General features: G+C 67.3%; 17 protein-coding genes. 9 read left to right on the top strand and 8 right to left on the bottom strand.

Translation table 11 applies throughout. The features are described from left to right. Positions 1 to 10 precede the first annotated feature (10 nt). On the top strand, positions 11 to 157 hold the full coding sequence (locus tag ACXI0U_RS01615) for a DUF2474 domain-containing protein (protein WP_021218806.1): 147 nt from the start codon (positions 11 to 13) through the stop codon (positions 155 to 157). A 498-nt stretch (positions 158 to 655) separates the two neighbouring features. Here ACXI0U_RS01615 and ACXI0U_RS01620 read toward each other — a convergent pair whose 3' ends face one another. Beyond that, positions 656 to 1,780: a methyltransferase gene (locus tag ACXI0U_RS01620; RefSeq protein WP_479549635.1), complete on the bottom strand. Its 1,125-nt coding sequence runs from the start codon at positions 1,778 to 1,780 to the stop codon at positions 656 to 658. A gap of 326 nt (positions 1,781 to 2,106) precedes the next feature. Here ACXI0U_RS01620 and ACXI0U_RS01625 point away from each other — a divergent pair, with 326 nt between their 5' ends. Then, positions 2,107 to 3,099, top strand: coding sequence for a TRAP transporter substrate-binding protein (locus ACXI0U_RS01625; RefSeq protein ID WP_374979874.1), 993 nt, complete (start codon positions 2,107 to 2,109; stop codon positions 3,097 to 3,099). Positions 3,100 to 3,184: 85 nt separating this feature from the next. Beyond that, on the top strand, positions 3,185 to 3,961 hold the full coding sequence (locus tag ACXI0U_RS01630; RefSeq protein WP_021218803.1) for a ferredoxin--NADP reductase: 777 nt from the start codon (positions 3,185 to 3,187) through the stop codon (positions 3,959 to 3,961). 151 nt (positions 3,962 to 4,112) lie between these two features. On the opposite strand, the gene ACXI0U_RS01635 is transcribed toward ACXI0U_RS01630, so the two are convergent. Together ACXI0U_RS01635 and ccoN are read right to left on the bottom strand one after the other, a co-directional pair. Further along, a complete protein-coding gene (locus tag ACXI0U_RS01635) occupies positions 4,113 to 4,358 on the bottom strand; it encodes a cbb3-type cytochrome oxidase subunit 3 (protein ID WP_021218802.1) in 246 nt (81 codons plus the stop codon). Positions 4,359 to 4,368: 10 nt separating this feature from the next. Next, the gene (ccoN, locus tag ACXI0U_RS01640; RefSeq protein ID WP_374979875.1) at positions 4,369 to 5,793 is read right to left on the bottom strand and encodes a cytochrome-c oxidase, cbb3-type subunit I; all 1,425 of its coding nucleotides are present in this window, start codon (positions 5,791 to 5,793) and stop codon (positions 4,369 to 4,371) included. A gap of 291 nt (positions 5,794 to 6,084) precedes the next feature. Here ccoN and ACXI0U_RS01645 point away from each other — a divergent pair, with 291 nt between their 5' ends. The 3 genes from ACXI0U_RS01645 (at position 6,085) to ACXI0U_RS01655 (ending at position 10,083) form a co-directional block, all read left to right on the top strand. Then, positions 6,085 to 7,755 (top strand): nitrite/sulfite reductase, encoded by a 1,671-nt coding sequence (locus tag ACXI0U_RS01645; RefSeq protein ID WP_374979876.1) that lies wholly within the window; start codon positions 6,085 to 6,087, stop codon positions 7,753 to 7,755. Further along, a complete protein-coding gene (locus ACXI0U_RS01650; RefSeq protein ID WP_043244491.1) occupies positions 7,752 to 8,234 on the top strand; it encodes a DUF934 domain-containing protein in 483 nt (160 codons plus the stop codon). Before ACXI0U_RS01645 ends, ACXI0U_RS01650 begins: the two co-directional genes overlap by 4 nt. Before the next feature lie 286 nt (positions 8,235 to 8,520). Further along, positions 8,521 to 10,083: a TerC family protein gene (locus tag ACXI0U_RS01655; RefSeq protein WP_271660020.1), complete on the top strand. Its 1,563-nt coding sequence runs from the start codon at positions 8,521 to 8,523 to the stop codon at positions 10,081 to 10,083. A 185-nt stretch (positions 10,084 to 10,268) separates the two neighbouring features. Here ACXI0U_RS01655 and mscL read toward each other — a convergent pair whose 3' ends face one another. After that, positions 10,269 to 10,691 (bottom strand): large-conductance mechanosensitive channel protein MscL, encoded by a 423-nt coding sequence (gene mscL, locus ACXI0U_RS01660; RefSeq protein ID WP_031287489.1) that lies wholly within the window; start codon positions 10,689 to 10,691, stop codon positions 10,269 to 10,271. A gap of 63 nt (positions 10,692 to 10,754) precedes the next feature. Then, positions 10,755 to 11,042 carry a DUF1272 domain-containing protein gene (locus tag ACXI0U_RS01665; protein WP_479549636.1) on the bottom strand — a complete coding sequence of 96 codons (288 nt, stop codon included), beginning with the start codon at positions 11,040 to 11,042 and terminating at the stop codon, positions 10,755 to 10,757. Positions 11,043 to 11,201: 159 nt separating this feature from the next. Here ACXI0U_RS01665 and ACXI0U_RS01670 point away from each other — a divergent pair, with 159 nt between their 5' ends. The 3 genes from ACXI0U_RS01670 (at position 11,202) to radA (ending at position 13,201) form a co-directional block, all read left to right on the top strand. Beyond that, positions 11,202 to 11,441, top strand: a complete 240-nt coding sequence (locus ACXI0U_RS01670; RefSeq protein WP_043244487.1) for an HP1242/YdcH family protein — start codon at positions 11,202 to 11,204, stop codon at positions 11,439 to 11,441. Positions 11,442 to 11,518: 77 nt separating this feature from the next. Continuing rightward, complete coding sequence (locus ACXI0U_RS01675) at positions 11,519 to 11,800, top strand: HP1242/YdcH family protein (protein WP_021218794.1); 282 nt, start codon at positions 11,519 to 11,521, stop codon at positions 11,798 to 11,800. A 39-nt stretch (positions 11,801 to 11,839) separates the two neighbouring features. Then, positions 11,840 to 13,201, top strand: coding sequence for a DNA repair protein RadA (gene radA / locus ACXI0U_RS01680; RefSeq protein ID WP_021218793.1), 1,362 nt, complete (start codon positions 11,840 to 11,842; stop codon positions 13,199 to 13,201). A gap of 3 nt (positions 13,202 to 13,204) precedes the next feature. Here the strand turns inward: radA and ACXI0U_RS01685 are convergent, their stop codons facing one another. The 3 genes from ACXI0U_RS01685 to ACXI0U_RS01695 are packed head-to-tail and all read right to left on the bottom strand — an operon-like array spanning position 13,205 to position 17,005. Continuing rightward, positions 13,205 to 13,573 (bottom strand): PilZ domain-containing protein, encoded by a 369-nt coding sequence (locus ACXI0U_RS01685; protein WP_021218792.1) that lies wholly within the window; start codon positions 13,571 to 13,573, stop codon positions 13,205 to 13,207. A 53-nt stretch (positions 13,574 to 13,626) separates the two neighbouring features. Further along, complete coding sequence (locus ACXI0U_RS01690; RefSeq protein ID WP_479549637.1) at positions 13,627 to 15,798, bottom strand: tetratricopeptide repeat protein; 2,172 nt, start codon at positions 15,796 to 15,798, stop codon at positions 13,627 to 13,629. Then, on the bottom strand, positions 15,785 to 17,005 hold the full coding sequence (locus ACXI0U_RS01695; protein WP_479549638.1) for a DUF3142 domain-containing protein: 1,221 nt from the start codon (positions 17,003 to 17,005) through the stop codon (positions 15,785 to 15,787). Before ACXI0U_RS01695 ends, ACXI0U_RS01690 begins: the two co-directional genes overlap by 14 nt. Between the last annotated feature and the right edge of the window lie 197 nt (positions 17,006 to 17,202).

Genomic DNA, 17,202 nt, shown 5'->3' on the forward strand with positions numbered 1-17,202 from the left:
GAGAGCGACCATGGCTGTGGATAACCCCGAGAAGAAGCCCCTGTGGCAACGCCTGGGCTGGCTGCTGGCGATCTGGACCGGCAGCGTCCTGGCGCTGGGCGCCGTGTCCTACCTGCTGCGGCTGTTCATGAATGCGGCGGGGCTGAGCACGCCCTGAGCCGGGACAAGATGCCGGCTCGGCTCCGATGGTGGACCCGCGATCCTTATGACGGCGATGTCGGGTTGCATCCGACCTACGGTTGAGCGACTCCCTGCGGTACCAGGGAGCGCGGGACGGTAGGGTGGATGTCGCTTTTTACATCCACCAGCGATGCCCGGCCCGGCTCCGCTGGTGGACCGATGAAGCGGGGTCCACCCTACGCGACGGTCGGCTCGTGCAGGGCGGGTGGAACCCGTGAATCCCTGTGACGGCGATGTCGGGTTGCATCCGACCTACGGTTGAGCGACTCCCTGCGGTACCAGGGAGCGCAGGACGGTAGGGTGGATGTCGCTTTTTACATCCACCAGCGATGCCCGGTTTGGCCCCGATGGTGGACCGGTGAAGCGGGGTCCACGCGACGGTCGGCTCGTGCAGGGCGGGTGGAACCCGCGAATCCCTGTGACGGCGATATCGGGTTGCACCCGACCTACATCGGCGCCCGATTGAATCGCGCTTCTATTTGGTGGCCTTGAGGATCACGAACTTGGGCGTGGCGGCGACCTGTTCGACGCCGCGGTACAGGCGCTTGAGCTTGGCGTGGTAGCCCAGGTGGCGGTTGCCGACTATCCACAGCTCGCCGCCGGTGACCAGCGCATCGCGCGCCTGCACGAACATGCGCCAGGCGAGGAAATCGCCCACCACCTGCTGCTGGTGGAAGGGCGGGTTGCACAGCACCAAGTCCAGCGAATCCGCCGGCTGCTCGGCCAGGCCATCGCCGGGGCGCACCTCCACCGCGCGCTCGCCCAGGGCCGCGCGCCAGTTATCCACAGCCGATTGCACCGCCATGTAGGACTCGTCCACCAGGGTCAACTGCGCCGCCGGGTTGGCCAGGGCGTAGGCGATGCCGAGCACGCCGTTGCCGCAGCCCAGGTCCGCCACGCGAGTGGCGTCCAGGCGCTTGGGCAGGTGCGGGAGGAAGGCGCGGGTGCCGATGTCCAGGCCCTCGCGGCAGAACACGTTGGCGTGGTTGAGCAGCTCGATGCGCGGCTTTTCCAGCAGGTAGCGAGTGGGGTAGGGCGAGCGGGCGCGCGGTCGGTCCGCCTGGGTGGCCACCAGCAGGCGGGCCTTTTTCACCGCCAGCGAGGCCTGCATCGGGCCGATGTATTTCTCCAGCAGGTCGCCGGCGGCGTGGGGCAGGTGCTTGACCATGCCGGCGGCCACCACCGTGGCGCCGGGCGCCAACTGGCCTTGCAGGCGGATCAGCTGTTCTTCCATCAGGGCCAGGGTCTTGGGCACGCGGATCAGCACCCGGTCGAACGGCCCCTCGACTATTTCATTGGCCGGCACGAAGCGCAGCGCGTCGGCGGCCAGGCCGTTACGCGCCAGGTTGCGCTGCAGGCCGAGGAAGCCCAGGTGCGAGTCGCCGCTGCTGGTGACCTGCACATGGGGCGCGAGGCTGGCGGCCAGGGCGCCGAAGCTGTCGTTGAGCACCAGCACCCGGGTGGCGGCGTCGGGCGCCTGCTCATGCAGGTGGGCGAGCAGGTATTCGTCGGCGGCGTCGAACGCCTGCAGCGGGTCGTTCGGCTGGTCGGGAACACGGACCAGGTCGAGCTGGCCGAAGGGGGTGAGCAGTTGGGGCATCGGGAACTCTGGACTCGGATGAAGGCGAAGATTCTGCTGGAAGTGAGAGCTGGTTTGGATTAGCGGTGCTTGTTTATTGATCAGTTTTGACTAACAATCCACGCCGCTGATTTCGGCCCGCCATCCCATGGCGATTCTCTCCGCCGGAACAGCTCCAATAATAACCAGGCATCTGGCATTTCTCTGCCCTGAACGACCTGGTACGCCGTAAAAAACGGTGCGTACCCGCTGGTTGGGAGCGGGCGTTCCACCGAAAAAACCTTATTCCAGACGGAGCCGACGCGCATGGCGCGGGCTTCGCCGTTGCCATTTGCACAGGTGTATACATGTACAAGTCTCTGTTCGGGGCGCTCTTCGCTTCGCTCATGGTCCTTTCCAGCTCCGCACTGGCCGAGGAGCCGATCCTCATCAAGTTCTCCCACGTGGTGGCCGAGGACACGCCCAAGGGCAAGGGCGCGCTGCTGTTCAAGAAGCTGGTGGAGGAGCGCCTGCCCGGCAAGGTGAAGGTCGAGGTCTTCCCGAACTCCAGCCTGTACGGCGACGCCGACGAGATCCAGGCGCTGCAGAAGGGCGAGGTGCAGATGCTGGCGCCCTCGCTGTCCAAGTTCGAGGCCTATACCAAGCAGCTGCAGGTGTTCGACCTGCCCTTCCTGTTCGACGACCTCGAAGCCGTTAAGCGCTTCCAGAAGCGTGACAAGAGCCGTGAGCTGCTGCGCTCCATGTCCAAGCAGGGCATCTATGGCCTGGGCTACTGGAACAACGGCATGAAGGTGCTGACCTCCAACCGCGAGCTGCGCAAGCCTGAAGACGCCAAGGGCCTGGCCTTCCGTATCCAGCCGTCCTCCGTGCTCGACGCACAGTTCGGCCTGCTCGGCGCCAAGACCGTGAAAATGCCCTTCGCCGATGCCTTCAAGGCCCTGCAGGCGGGCACCATCCAGGGCACCGAAGGCCCCTGGTCGAACATCGCCAGCCAGAAGGTCGACACCGTTCAGCCGTTCATCATGGAAACCAACCATGGCTCGCTGAACTACATGCTGATCACCAGCCACAAGTTCTGGATCAGCATTCCCTACGAGACCCGCACCGAGCTGGAAGCCATCATCGAGGAAGTCACCTTCGCGGTGAACAAGGATGCCGAGGCGATGAACCTGAAGGACCGCGAGCGCGTCATTGCCGCCGGCAAGACCAAGGTCGTCACCCTCACCCCCGAGGAGCGCGATGCCTGGCGCCAGGCCCTGATGCCGCTGTGGAAGACCTACGAAGCGGAGATCGGCGCCGACGTGCTGCGCGCCGCCCAGACCGTCAACCGCAAGCACTGATCGGTCTATAGCCACAACGCGCGCGGGTGTTTCCCGCGCGCGCTTTGCGGGACACTGGCAGGGTTCCAGCGACAAGGAGCCCGCAATGAGCGCCAGCGAAGAGAAGTTCACCCGCCAGACCCTGCTCGACGTCCAGACCCTGACGCCGAGCCTGTTCACCCTGCGCACCACCCGTGACCCCGGCTTCCGCTTCCGCGCCGGCCAGTTCGCCCGCCTGGGCGTGACCAAGGCCGATGGCAGCACCGTGTGGCGCGCCTATTCCATGGTGTCTGCACCCCATGACGAGCACCTGGAGTTCTTCTCCATCGTGGTGCCCGGCGGCGAGTTCACCAGCGAGCTGAGCCGCCTCGCCGAGGGCGACACCCTGCTGATCGACAAGCAGGCCTTCGGCTTCCTCACCCTCGATCGCTTCATCGACGGCCGTGACCTCTGGCTGCTGGCCACCGGCACCGGTGTCGCGCCCTTCCTGTCGATCCTCCAGGACCTGGAGGTGTGGCAGCGCTTCGAGCGCATCCTGCTGGTGTACAGCGCACGGCACGAAAGCGAGCTGGCCTACCAGCCGCTGATCGCGGGGCTCAAAGAGCTGGAGCACCTGGAAGGCGTTGCCGACAAGCTGACCTATATCCCCGTGGTCACCCGCGAGCAGGTGCCGGGTGCGCTGAACGGGCGCATCACCACGCTGATCGAGAACGGTGAACTGGAGCGCGCCGCCGGCCTGGCGCTGACCCCCGAGCATTCGCGGGTTATGCTCTGCGGCAACCCGCAGATGATCGAAGACACCCGCGCCGTGCTGAAGGCCCGCGACATGAACCTGGCCCTGACCCGCAAGCCCGGGCAGGTGGCGGTGGAGAATTATTGGTAGAAGACGTTGGCCCAGCGAGCGTTCGTAGGATGGGTAGAGCCGTGCGAAACCCATGCTGGCAGCCCGGCACCTAAGTCGTGCCGTACTTCGTATCGATGGGTTTCGCTTCGCTCTACCCATCCTACGGCGGCGCTTTTGCTAGGCGCGGGCTTCACATCTCCACATCCCCTCGATTCGCACAGCCGCCGTCGCAACGGCCGGGGCAGCTGCAGCCGGTGCTGCTGCGCCCGGTGGCGCGCTCCATGCGCCGGGCCACGGGGTCGTCGTCGGCGAAGGGCAGCATGGTGGCTTCGTCGATCTGCCGCTGGCTCTTGCCACCCAGGCTGAACTGGGTGGCGACGTAGAAGAACACCAGGGTGCCCAGGGACAGCAGGCCGTAGAAGGTATCCGTGTCCATGCCCGTCTCCTCAGGCCGTGGCGCCGAGCGCGTGCCGTTCGGCCTGGGGCGCCTTCAGGGTGCGCCAGGTGTTATAGGCCATCAGCAGCATGCCGCTGAGGAAGAACACCCCGCCGATGAAGCGCACCAGGAAGCCCGAGTGGCTGGCCTCCAGGGATTCGACGAAGGAGTAGGTGAGGGTGCCGTCGTCGTTGATGGCGCGCCACATCAGGCCCTGGGTGATGCCGTTGACCCACATCGAGGCGATGTAGAGCACGGTGCCGATGGTGGCCAGCCAGAAGTGCGTGTTGATCAGGCCGACGCTGTACATGCGCTCGCGACCGAAGATCTTCGGGATCAGGTGGTAGAGCGAGCCGAAGGTGATCATCGCCACCCAGCCGAGGGCGCCGGCGTGCACGTGGCCGATGGTCCAGTCGGTGTAGTGGGAGAGGGCGTTGACCGTTTTGATCGCCATCATCGGCCCCTCGAAGGTGGACATGCCGTAGAAGGCCAGCGAGACGATGAGGAAGCGCAGGATCGGGTCGTCGCGCAACTTATGCCAGGCACCGGAGAGGGTCATCATGCCGTTGATCATGCCGCCCCAGCTGGGCGCCAGGAGGATGATCGACATCGCCATGCCCAGGCTCTGGGCCCAGTCCGGCAGGGCGGTGTAGTGCAGGTGGTGCGGGCCGGCCCAGATGTACAGGGTGATCAGCGCCCAGAAGTGAACGATGGACAGGCGGTAGGAGTAGACCGGGCGCCCGGCCTGTTTGGGGATGAAGTAATACATCATCCCGAGGAAGCCGGTGGTGAGGAAGAAGCCCACCGCGTTGTGCCCGTACCACCACTGCACCATGGCATCGGTGGCGCCGCTGTACAGCGGGTAGGACTTGAACCAGCTCACCGGGATGGCCATGTGGTTGACCACGTGGAGCATGGTGGTGACCAGGATAAAGGCGCCGAAGAACCAGTTGCCCACATAGATGTGCGGGGTGCTGCGCTTCACCACCGTGCCGAAGAACACCACCGCGTAGGCGACCCAGACGATACCCATCCACACGGCGCCGGTGAATTCCACTTCGGCGTATTCCTTGGTGGTGGTCAAGCCCTGGGGCAGGGTGACCAGCAGGCAGATGATCAGCGCCTGCCAGCCCCAGAAGGTGAAGGCCGCCAGGCCGTCGCCGAACAGTCGCGCCTGGCAGGTGCGCTGCACGGTGTAGTAGCTGGTGGCGAACAGCGCGCTGCCGCCGAAGGCGAAGATCACCAGGTTGGTGTGCAGCGGGCGCAGGCGGCCGAAGCTGGTCCAGGGCAGGTCGAGATTGAGCTGCGGCCAGACCAGTTGGGCGGCGATGAACACGCCCAGGCCCATGCCGACTACGCCCCAGACGACGGTCATGATCGCGAACTGACGAACCACCCGGTAGTTGTAGGTGGGCTCCTGTGTTGCAGTGCTCATGGCGAAACCTTTCGATTGCAAGGAAGGGGGTGCCAGTACGGGGGCTGGCAGGGTCGTCACTCTAGGAAGGCGAGCCAAAACAAAACAGGCTCAGATCATTGAGGTTTTTGGGTATCAGATCAGGGCCGATCGGATGGCTGACAGATGGAGCAAGGCCGCCAGGCGATGCTCATCTGATCCGGTTTTAGATCGCGCATCTGCGGCTGTTTCTGCTGCGCGGGTCCGCCCATAGTTGCACCTCGTTGTTCCGCCCCCGGTGCAGGGGCGGATGCCTGACCCGAGGAGCCTTGCATGTATCGATACGACGACTACGACCACGCGCTCGTGCGTGAGCGCGTGGCGCAGTTCCGCGACCAGGTGGCGCGGCGCATGAGCGATGAGCTGAGCGAGGAGGAGTTCCTCCCGCTACGCCTGCAGAACGGCCTGTACATGCAGAAGCACGCCTACATGCTGCGCGTGGCCATCCCCTACGGCACCCTGGCGTCGGGCCAGCTGCGCACCCTGGCCGGCATCGCCCGCGACCACGACCGCGGCTACGGCCACTTCACCACGCGGCAGAACATCCAGTTCAACTGGATCGAGCTGGCCGAGGTGCCGGACATCCTCGAACGCCTGGCGGAGGTGGAGATGCACGCCATCCAGACCTCCGGCAACTGCGTGCGCAACATCACCACCGAAGCCTTCGCCGGGGTGGCCGCCGACGAGCTGCTGGACCCGCGCCCGCTGGCGGAAATCCTCCGCCAGTGGTCCACCATCAACCCCGAGTTCCTCTTCCTGCCGCGCAAGTTCAAGATCGCCATCTCCGCCTCCGGGGAAGACCGCGCGGCCATCCAGATGCACGACATCGGCCTCTACCTGTACCGCGACGCGGCGGGCGAGATGTGCCTGCGGGTGCTGGTGGGGGGCGGCCTGGGGCGCACGCCGATCCTCGGGTTGCAGATCCGCGACGGCCTGCCCTGGCAGCACCTGCTGTCCTACGTCGAGGCCATCCTGCGGGTGTACAACCGCCACGGCCGGCGCGACAACAAGTACAAGGCGCGGATCAAGATCCTGGTCAAGGCGCTGGGTATCGAGGCTTTCTCCCGCGAAGTGGAGGACGAGTGGGAGCACCTGCGCGACGGCCCGGCCCAGCTCACCGCCGATGAGTACCAGCGGGTGGCCGCGGCCTTCGATGCGCCGGTGTACGAAACCCTCGACGACGTCGACCTGAATTTCGGCAGCCAGCTGGCCAGCGACCCGGCCTTCGCCCGCTGGTGCTCGCGCAACCTGCAGCCGCACAAGGTGCCCGGTTATTCCGCCGTGGTGCTCTCCACCAAGCCCGGGGTCGACGCGCCGCCGGGTGACGTCACCGCCGCGCAGATGGAGGCCGTGGCCGACTGGGCAGACGCGTTCGGCTTCGGCGAGATACGCATCGCCCATGAACAGAACCTGGTGCTGCCCGATGTGCGCAAGCGCGACCTGCACGCGCTCTGGTCGCGGGCGGTGGCCGTTGGCCTGGCCACGCCGAACATCGGTCTGCTGACCGACATCATCGCCTGCCCTGGCGGCGACTACTGCGCCCTGGCCAACGCCAAGTCGATCCCCATCGCCCAGGCCATCCAGCAGCGTTTCGAAGACCTCGACTACCTGCACGACCTGGGCGAGCTGAGCCTGAACATCTCCGGCTGCATGAACGCCTGCGGCCACCACCACATCGGCAACATCGGCATCCTCGGTGTGGATAAGGGCGGCAGCGAGTGGTACCAGATCACCCTCGGCGGCGCCCAGGGCATGGCTGCCGCGCTGGGCAAGGTGATCGGCCCCTCGTTCAGCGCCGCCGAGGTCCCGGAGGTGATCGAGCGCATCGTCGCCACCTATGTGGATTACCGCGAGCTGGAGGAGCGCTTCGTCGACACCGTCGGGCGCATCGGCATCGAGCCTTTCAAGGAACGGGTCTACGTGCGTGAGCAGGTGCCGGCATGAACAACCTCATCCGCCTGCTCGACGATGAACCGCAACTGATCGCGGACGACCCCTGGACCCTGGTGCGCGAGGCGGGCGAGGCGCTGCCCGACGGGCGGCTGATCCTGCCGCTGGCCCTGTGGCGCGAGCGTGATGGCCGGGACGGCCTGCTGCTGCAACCGGACGACGAGGTGGAGGCGCTGGGGCCGCTGCTGACCGATGCGCTGCCGCTGATCGCCGTGGACTTCCCCAGCTTCCGCGACGGCCGCGGCTACAGCCAGGCCTACCTGCTGCGCAGCCGCCTGGGCTGGCACGGCGAGCTGCGCGCGGTGGGCGATGTGCTGCGCGACCAGCTTTCGCACATGCGCCAGTGCGGCTTCGATGCCTTTGCCGTGCGTGAGGACAAATCCGTCGTCGACGCGCTCAAGGGGCTGGCCGGGGTCAGCGTGCTCTATGGGCGTTCGGTGATCGAGCCGCGGCCACTGTTCCGGCGGCGCTAAGCAAGGTCGTACACGATTAGTAAAAATTCCACGATTAAACGGCGTGCATTCATGTCCTAGGATGCACGTCCGTTTTTTTGATCCGGAACCCAATGGACAGCGACAGTTGTAAACCACCCCCGAGTACCCAGGGCGTGGCCCCTTCCTCCCCCGGCGCCAGCGCGCGCCCGACCCGAGCGTGGCAGCGTGCCGCGCGATCTTCCCGCATGCCGAACCGCCTGCCGCGCCCCGTTAGCGCCGATGCAGCCTTCGCGCCTGCCCGTCTTTCGCCCGGGAGTGCCTGAGCATGGAATGGATAGCCGACCCCACCGCCTGGCTGGGCCTGCTGACGCTGATCGTGCTGGAGATCGTCCTCGGCATCGACAACCTGGTGTTCATCGCCATCCTCGCCGACAAGCTGCCCCCCGAGCAGCGTGACCGCGCCCGCCTGATCGGCCTGTCGCTGGCGTTGATCATGCGCCTGGGCCTGCTGGCCAGCATCTCCTGGCTGGTGACCCTGACCGAACCGCTGTTCGAGGTGTTCGGCCAGGCCTTCTCCGGCCGTGACCTGATCATGTTGTTCGGTGGTGTGTTCCTGTTGTTCAAGGCCACCATGGAGCTGCACGAGCGCATCGAGGGCCATACCCACCACCAGAGCGGCAGCCGCACCTACGCCATGTTCTGGCCAGTGGTGGCGCAGATCGTCGTGCTGGACGCGGTGTTCTCCCTGGACGCGGTGATCACCGCCGTCGGCATGGTCGAGCACCTGGAAGTGATGATGATCGCCGTGATCATCTCCATCGGCCTGATGATCGTCGCCAGCAAGCCGCTGACCGCCTTCGTCAACGCCCACCCCACGGTGATCATGCTGTGCCTGGGCTTCCTGATGATGATCGGCTTCAGCCTCACCGCCGAAGGCCTGGGCTTCCACATTCCCAAGGGCTACCTGTATGCGGCCATCGGTTTCTCGATCCTCATCGAGATGGCCAACCAGACGGTGCGCTGGCGACGCAAGCGCAAGCTGCAGGGCAGCCGTGGCCTGCGTGAGCGCACCGCCCATGCGGTGCTGCGCCTGCTCGGCGGCCGTGGCGTGGATGCCGGCGAAGTGGGCGATGACATCGCCGACATGCTCAAGGACGGCGAGGGCGACACCGCGGTGTTCGACCGCCGCGAGCGGGTGATGATCAGCGGCGTGCTGCACCTGGCCGAGCGTTCGATCCGCACCGTGATGACCGACCGCGCACGGGTCAACCGCATCGACCTGGGCGAGACTCGCGAGCAGATCCACCAGGCCCTGCTGCAGGCGCCCCACTCGCGCCTGGTGGTGATCCGCGATGGCGCGGTGGACGAGCCCCTGGGCTACCTGCACAAGAAGGAGCTGTTCAAGGAGCTGCTGCGTGGCGAGGAGCCGGACCTGGAATCCCTGCTGCGCGCGCCGGTCAACCTGCCCGAGAGCGTGTCGGTGCTGGGGGCCCTGGAGCAGATGCGCGAGGCCTCCACCCACATCGCCTTCGTGGTCAACGAGTTCGGCGGCTTCGAGGGCTTGGTGACCATGACCGACATCCTCGAGTCCATCGCCGGTCAGTTGCCTGACGCCAGCGAGAGCGAAGGCCCGGACATCGAGCCGAGCGCGGGGGGCTACAAGGTCAGCGGTGCGGTGAACCTCGCCGTGTTGCGTGAGCGCCTGGGCTTCCGCGCCCGTCCCACGGACGACTACCAGACCCTGGCGGGCCTGGCCATGAGCCTGCTGGACCGCCTGCCCATGGTGGGCGACCGCCTCGAGGTAGAAGGTTGGGAGCTGCAGGTGACCGAGGTGCGTGAGCGCCGGGTCAACCGCCTGCTGCTGAGGCCGGTCGAGGAGACGGGCTGAGCCTGAAACGAAAACGGCGCCGCGAGGCGCCGTTTTCATTGGCGGGGGGGCAGGGCCGGGGAGTGTGTAGGTCGGGTGCAACCCGACGATGCGGAGTGCCAGGAGCTCGCGGGTTTCACCCGCCCTACGGAGGCATGAAACAAGAACGGCGCCCACGGGCGCCGTTCTTCATGGCTGCAATCCGCTCAGGGTTGCTGCTTGTCCTGCTGCTGCGATTTGAGCAGGTCGCGGATTTCGGTCAGCAGCACTTCCTCCGGGGTAGGGACCGGCGGGGCGGAGGGGGCTACGGCTTCTTCGCGCTTGAGTTTGTTGATGGCCTTCACGCCCATGAAGATGGCGAAGGCGACGATGACGAAGTCGAGCACCGTCTGGATGAACTTGCCGTAGCTCAGCACCACCGCTGGGATATCGCCCTGGGCGGCCTTGAGGGTGATGGCCAGGTCAGTGAAGTCGACGCCGCCGATCAGCAGGCCGATGGGGGGCATGACCACGTCGCCGACGAAGGACGAGACGATCTTGCCGAAGGCCGCACCGACGATGATGCCCACCGCCATGTCGACCACGTTGCCTTTCACCGCGAAGGCTTTGAATTCGTTCAATAGGCTCATGTACCGCTCCCCTGGGTCTGGTTATGGGCTGAAAGTGTAACCGAGTGTTCTGACCCTGCCATCTCAGCGATGTTGCGGTTCCACGTGCCGGTACAGGCTGCAGAAATCGGCGTGGACGCGGCTGTCCACCGGTTTTTCCACCCTCACGCCGGTGGCGGGGTAGCGGTTCAGCAATACCTTCGGCCGCACCGGGCGCGGGTAGAAACCGCCGCCGCAGTTGGGGCAGACGTTCTCCAGGCGCTCGGCACAGGCGGCGCAGAAGGTGCACTCGAAGGAGCAGATGCGTGCATCGGTGCTCGATGGCGGCAGGGGGCGGGAACAGGCTTCACAGCTAGGGCGCAGCTCCAGCATCGGGGGTTCTCCTCGGTCAGGCGGACCATCCTAGTGCTTCCAGGGGCCGGCGCACAGCCACGACTGTTCACTGAAAACCTCCCGGTGGTGCATCGGCCGGCGACATCGCGGCTGCTTGGTCTAGCCTCAAGGGAGTTTTCGCCAGTGAGGAGCCCGACCATGCCGCTCGAACATCACCCCCTGGACCGCGAGTTCCCCGAACATCGCGACACGATGCGCGAAATGCTCCAGCACAACGTGCATTTTTCCCGTCTGGCGCAGGAGTACCAGCGCCTCGACGCCCGCATCTATGAAGTGGAGGACGGCAAGCACGCCCTCGATGACCTCGCCCTGCACAGCCTGAAAATGCAGCGGGTGGCCCTGAAGGACGAGATTGCCCAGCTGCTGAAGAGCCATTGAGGCGTTGATCGGCGTCAAAACGGCGGGGAGGCGCGCTGGGTAGTCTGGCGCCCATTTCCCCTTCCGGAGCCGTCGCCATGACCGTCTACGACACCCTTCCCAATGCCGCCCCCGAGCGTGACCGCAAGGCCCTGTACGAGGCGCGCCGCGCCGAAGAGCGCACGGCGCGTCTGCGTGAACAGTACGAGCTGCTGGAAAAGCGCATCGGCCGCATCGAGCAGGGCAGCGAGCCGCTGGACGGTTCCAGCCTCCAGGCCCTGCGCATGCGCCGCGATGGCCTGCTGCAGAATCTGCAGGCGCTCAAGGCGCCGGAGCGCAAGGAAGGCTGCTGCGGCTGCGGGCGCGCCTGCAAGGGTTGATCCGCTATCATGCGGGCTTTCGTCTGACGGAGTCCGCTGATGGCCAAGGCCAAGCGCATGTACGGCTGCACCGAGTGCGGCTCGACCTTCCCCAAATGGGCCGGCCAGTGCGGCGATTGCGGGGCCTGGAACACCCTGGTTGAAACCGTCATCGACGGCGCCGCGCCCCCCAGCGGGCGCGCCGGCTGGGCCGGTGGCCAGGCGCAGATCAAGACCCTGGCCGAAGTCAGCGTCGAGGAAATGCCGCGCTTTTCCACCGCCTCCGCCGAGCTCGACCGCGTACTCGGTGGTGGCCTGGTGGACGGCTCGGTGGTGCTGATCGGCGGCGACCCCGGCATCGGCAAGTCCACCATTCTGTTGCAGACCCTGTGCAACATCGCCTCGCGCTTCCCCGCGCTCTATGTCACCGGTGAGGAATCCCAGCAGCAGGTCGCCATGCGCGCCCGCCGCCTCGGGCTGCCGGAAGACAAGCTCAAGGTGATGACCGAGACCTGCATCGAAAGCATCATCGCCACCGCCCGGGTGGAGAAGCCCAAGGTGATGGTGATCGACTCCATCCAGACCATCTTCACCGAGCAATTGCAGTCCGCCCCTGGCGGCGTGGCCCAGGTGCGCGAGAGCGCGGCGCTGCTGGTGCGCTATGCCAAGCAGAGCGGCACGGCGATCTTCCTCGTCGGCCACGTGACCAAGGAAGGCGCCCTGGCGGGCCCGCGCGTGCTGGAGCACATGGTCGACACCGTGCTGTATTTCGAGGGCGAGTCCGATGGCCGCCTGCGCCTGCTGCGGGCGGTGAAGAACCGCTTCGGCGCGGTCAACGAACTGGGCGTGTTCGGCATGACCGACAAGGGCCTGAAGGAGGTTTCCAACCCGTCGGCGATCTTCCTCACCCGTGCCCAGGAAGCGGTGCCCGGCAGCGTGGTCATGGCTACCTGGGAAGGTTCGCGGCCGATGCTGGTGGAGGTGCAGGCCCTGGTGGACACCAGCCACCTGGCCAACCCGCGCCGGGTCACCCTGGGCCTGGACCAGAACCGCCTGGCCATGCTGCTGGCGGTATTGCACCGCCACGGCGGCATTCCCACCCACGACCAGGATGTGTTTCTCAACGTGGTGGGCGGGGTCAAGGTGCTGGAGACGGCGTCCGACCTGGCGCTGATCGCGGCGATCATGTCGAGCCTGCGCAACCGCCCGCTGGAGCATGACCTGTTGGTGTTCGGCGAGGTGGGCCTGTCGGGCGAGGTGCGCCCGGTACCGAGCGGCCAGGAGCGCCTGAAGGAGGCGGGCAAGCACGGCTTCAAGCGCGCCATCGTGCCCAAGGGCAACGCCCCGAAGGAGGCGCCCCCGGGGCTGCGGGTGATTGCGGTGACGCGCCTGGAACAGGCGCTGGATGCCCTGTTCGAGTGACCCCTACTTCTCTACCAGGGCGGCGAGGTCACGTTCCAGCAGGTCCTCGTCGCCGAGGTTGAGTTCCACCAGGCGGCGCAGGTGGGCGATGGAATCCAGGTCGATGTGCTGGCAGACGAAGCCCAGCTGGTCTTTCTGCACGCGGGTCAGCACCACCTCCATGCGCACCTGGGTGTCGCCGCTGAGGCGGACGGTGGCCAGGAACGGCTGGTCGGGGTCGCCGTTCCAGTTGCTCGGGCGCTCCACCAGCAGGCCCTTCAGGGAGATGTCCTGCAGCTCGACGTTCCAGCGACGCTCGTCCTGGGCGATCTCGGTGGCGGCATCGAACGCGATGCGGTGAAAGCGTCGGCGCTCGTTGTCTGTGTCACTCATGGCATGGCTCCTGCTCAATTCACACAACTATAGACAAGGCTCGGGGCTGCCGCTCATCGGGAGCGACGTCGCCACAGCCAGGCGCCGGCGGCACCCAGCAACAGCGCGGCGCCGGCAGCGAGGCCGTATCTGATGGAGTAGAACCCATCGCGCACGGCCTGTTCACGTTCTTCCCACAGGCGGCCGTGGGCGCTTTCGAAGTCCGGTTCCTCGCAGTTCATGCCGAAATTGCCGGCCCATTCCACGAAAGGGCCGTGCTCGACGTACCGCCGGTAGATGGCCTGGGCGCGGGGGAGGTCGCTGTACTGCACCCAGCCGCTGCCCTTGCACAGCACGGCGGCGAAGGCCTGGCTGGTGTGGGGCAGGTCGTCGGCGGCGCGCTCGGTGAGGTCGGCGGCGACCCAGCGGTAGTGGTAGCGCAGGTTGGGCTGGGCCAGGTTGGCGTTCTGCCGCTGCACTTCGTCCGCGGAAAGCAGCCCGCCGGCCTGCAGCGGGTTCACCTGGGTGAAGGCGAAGTTGCCGCCCAGGGCGTGGAAGTCCGGGGACATCTCGTAGCCCAGCAGCTCCATGCCCTGCCGGCGGGCCAGGCGGGCGGCGGTGTAGTAGGCCTCGGCGCGACCGATGCCGGTCCAGCGGCTTTGCGCCTGTTCGCGGGCCTGGCCGTATTCAAGGGCGGCGGCGCGCAGCTCGTCGCTCTCGAAATAGGCCGGGGCTTCGTCGTAGCGGCCTTCGCGCAGCAGGCGGCGGCCCAGCAGCTCGCGCAGGGAGGCGGCCACCGGTTGCGGGCGATAGGCGTCGCGGTCTTCCTGGGTTTGAGGGGGCGGCGCGACGACCTTGGCGTCCACGTAGCCCTTCAGCTCGTCGAGGGTGAGCACCCGCTCGGCCACGGCGGCGGCATCCATCCAGTAGATCTCGCCGCTGCGGTAGAGGTTGTCGAAGGCTTCGAGGTAATCGCCGCGCTGCAGCGCGAGGATGGCGCTTTCGCCTTCCACCCGGCAGCGCGGCGTGACGGTTTCCCACTCCCAGTTGACGGTGCGCCGGGCGCCCCATTTCTCGTCCTCGGGGAAGGCTTTGGCGGCTTTGGCATAGGCCTCGGTGGCGCCCGGGGTGTCGCCGGCACGCAGGGCCAGCTTGGCCCGCAACCACCAGGCGAGGCCGCTGTCCCCGGCCTTGGCCAGGAAACGCTCGGCATCGTCGTAGCGACCGACACGGTAGGCGAGCGCGGCGAGGCGGTCGGCGTTGGGCAGCTCGGCGGCGTCGAGGGCCATCAGCAGTTCGGCCAGGTGCTGCTCGCCGTTGGGCTGTTCGTCGTAGAACCAGCCGATCCGGGTGAGCAGGCGCACCGTGAGCAATTGCTGGACTTCGGGTACCGCCAGCAGCGGCACCAGTTGCTCGTCGGGCATGCGCGCCAGCTCCCCGCTCAGCTGGCGCAGGGAGCTGTAGCCGGTGTTGGAGTGCAGCGTCGCCTGGTTGGCGTAGAGGCGGATGGCCTCGCCCCAGTCGCCGGCCTCCTTGGCCAGCAGGGCTTCCTCGCCCAGGCTGGCGGCGGCCAGCTCCAGCGGGTCGTCGAAGCCCTCGATGGCCAGTGTGCGGGTGAGGCGGAAGGCCTCCCTGGCGGCTTCGGCATTGGCGTGCAGGCGCTGGGTGATTTCCTCGTCGCTGAGCACTTCGTTGCTGGCAGGCAGGAAGCGGCTGCTGGCGGCCAGGGTGCGGCCCATGGAGTAGGCGGCCCAGGTGCTGCGGGTGCGACGCTCGGCGTCCGGCAGCGCGAGGACGCGGCGGAAGTAGTCGACGGCCAGCGCCGGGTCGCCCTGGAAGGCTACGGCGCCGGCGGTGTAGAGGCGGATTTCGGCGGGCAGGTCCTGGCCTTCCGCTTCGGCCCGCTGGGCGTTATCGAGGCCGCGCAGGGTTTGCACGCGCTGCCACATCGCTTCGCCCAGTTCGCTTTTCTCGCGCTCGTCACGCTGCTGCAGGTAGGCGCCGTTGTCCTCCTCCCAGCGCGGCACCAGGCTGGCTTCGGTTACCTGCTTGAGCCCGGGGATGGGCGGTGCCAGGCGGCTGATCTCGAAGGCGAAGTTGCCTTCGGGCAGTTCGGCCAGGCTGTTGGCGCGGTCGTCCAGCAGGCGCATGGAGAAGTCCGGGCCGCAGGCCAGGGCGCTGCCGAGCGGCAGGGCGAGGGCGATGGCCAGGGCGAGACGGGCAGGGCGACGCTCAGGGGCGTACATGGATTCCTCCTTGATCGAGTTCGGAGCAGCGGGCCCAGCCCAGCGCACGGCGCTGGCCGGCGGCGAGCTGGGCGGTGGCGAGCTGGGCGGTGGCCTGGCGCTCCAGCACCAGGCCCGTGTCGCTGCGTTGCATGCGGTAGCCGGGCAGGGCGTCGAAGGCTTGGCAGTCCCGGGCGGTGATGTCCAGGCGTTGTGGCAGTGTCGCGGGGGCGTTGCCGGTATTGGTGAGGCTGAGTTCGCGCAGCTCATCGCCCCGTGGGCGTTCCACCTGGACGGCCAGTGCCGCCGCCAGGGGCTCGCCCCGGGCCACGGCGCGCAGGGTCGCCAGGGGCCAGGCACGGCGGTCGCCCGGCAGGGGCAGGCGGAACCAGATGAGCCCGGCGAGGTGGGCGGGGCGCTTATCCCGCAGGCGCTGGACCAGGGCGGCGACCTGCTGCGGGTCGGCGCTGAGTTCGCGGCGCTCGCCGGCCAGGTTCAGCGGCGCTTCGCTTTCCACCTGGGCGCCGCTGGCACTGCTGATGAGGCCGGCACCGTAGGCGGGCAAGGCGAGCAGGAAGGGGCGCTCGCTGCGTTCGGCCCAGCGCTGTGCCCAGGCGAACGCCTTGTCGGCATCGAACAGCCCCTGCTCGGGGGCGCTGACGCCGTGGACCTGCAGCACGCTGCCGTCCACCTGGGCCAGCAGTGCGTCCAGGTCCGGGCTGGAGAGCCAGGCGGGCAGGGCGGTGATGCCCAGGCGCAGGCCTGGTGGTAGGGCCGGGCGCAGCTCGGCGAGGAAGCGGGTGTAGCCGGGCAGGCGCGCGCTGGCGCAGTCGTGGTCGATCTCCAGCGCCTGGGGGGTGAGGCCGGCGGCCTGCCAGTCGGCCAGCAGCGCGGTGATTTCCTCCCGTGCCCGTTGCGCGTCCAACTGCGGCAGCTGGCCGTCGAGGCGTACCACCGCCACCAGTGGCCGACCATCGGCGCGCAGCAGCGGGGCGTCGACGCGGATGCGCGACCAGCCGGCACCGGGGTGGGCCTGCAAGGCGAGCACGCGCAGGGTGGAGAAGTCGGCGTGGCTGGCGGCGAGCGCTTCGGCGTGGGCGGGCAGCCATTGGCGCTGCCAGACGTAGAGTTGCTGGTCGAAGGGCAGGGACGCCTCTTCGCGGCAGCCGCCGGTCAATGCAAGTAGGAAGAAGAGGGCCGCGATCCTGCGGCGGGGGAGGCCGTACATGGTGGTCATCGTGACGTGGCCCGGGCGCGAGGCCCGTTCGCGGCGGATTAGACTCCCAATCCGCCAGGCCGGCAAGGGCTGCCCGCCAACCCCGTCACATCCCCGCAAGCGGCATGGCCATTGGGCGCACGGCAGGGCCGCCTGGTTTGACAGTTCGCCAAGTGTCGCCAAAGCTGCTTAGGCGGATTTACCCCTAT

The organism is Pseudomonas sp. C9D1, from assembly GCF_056491235.1.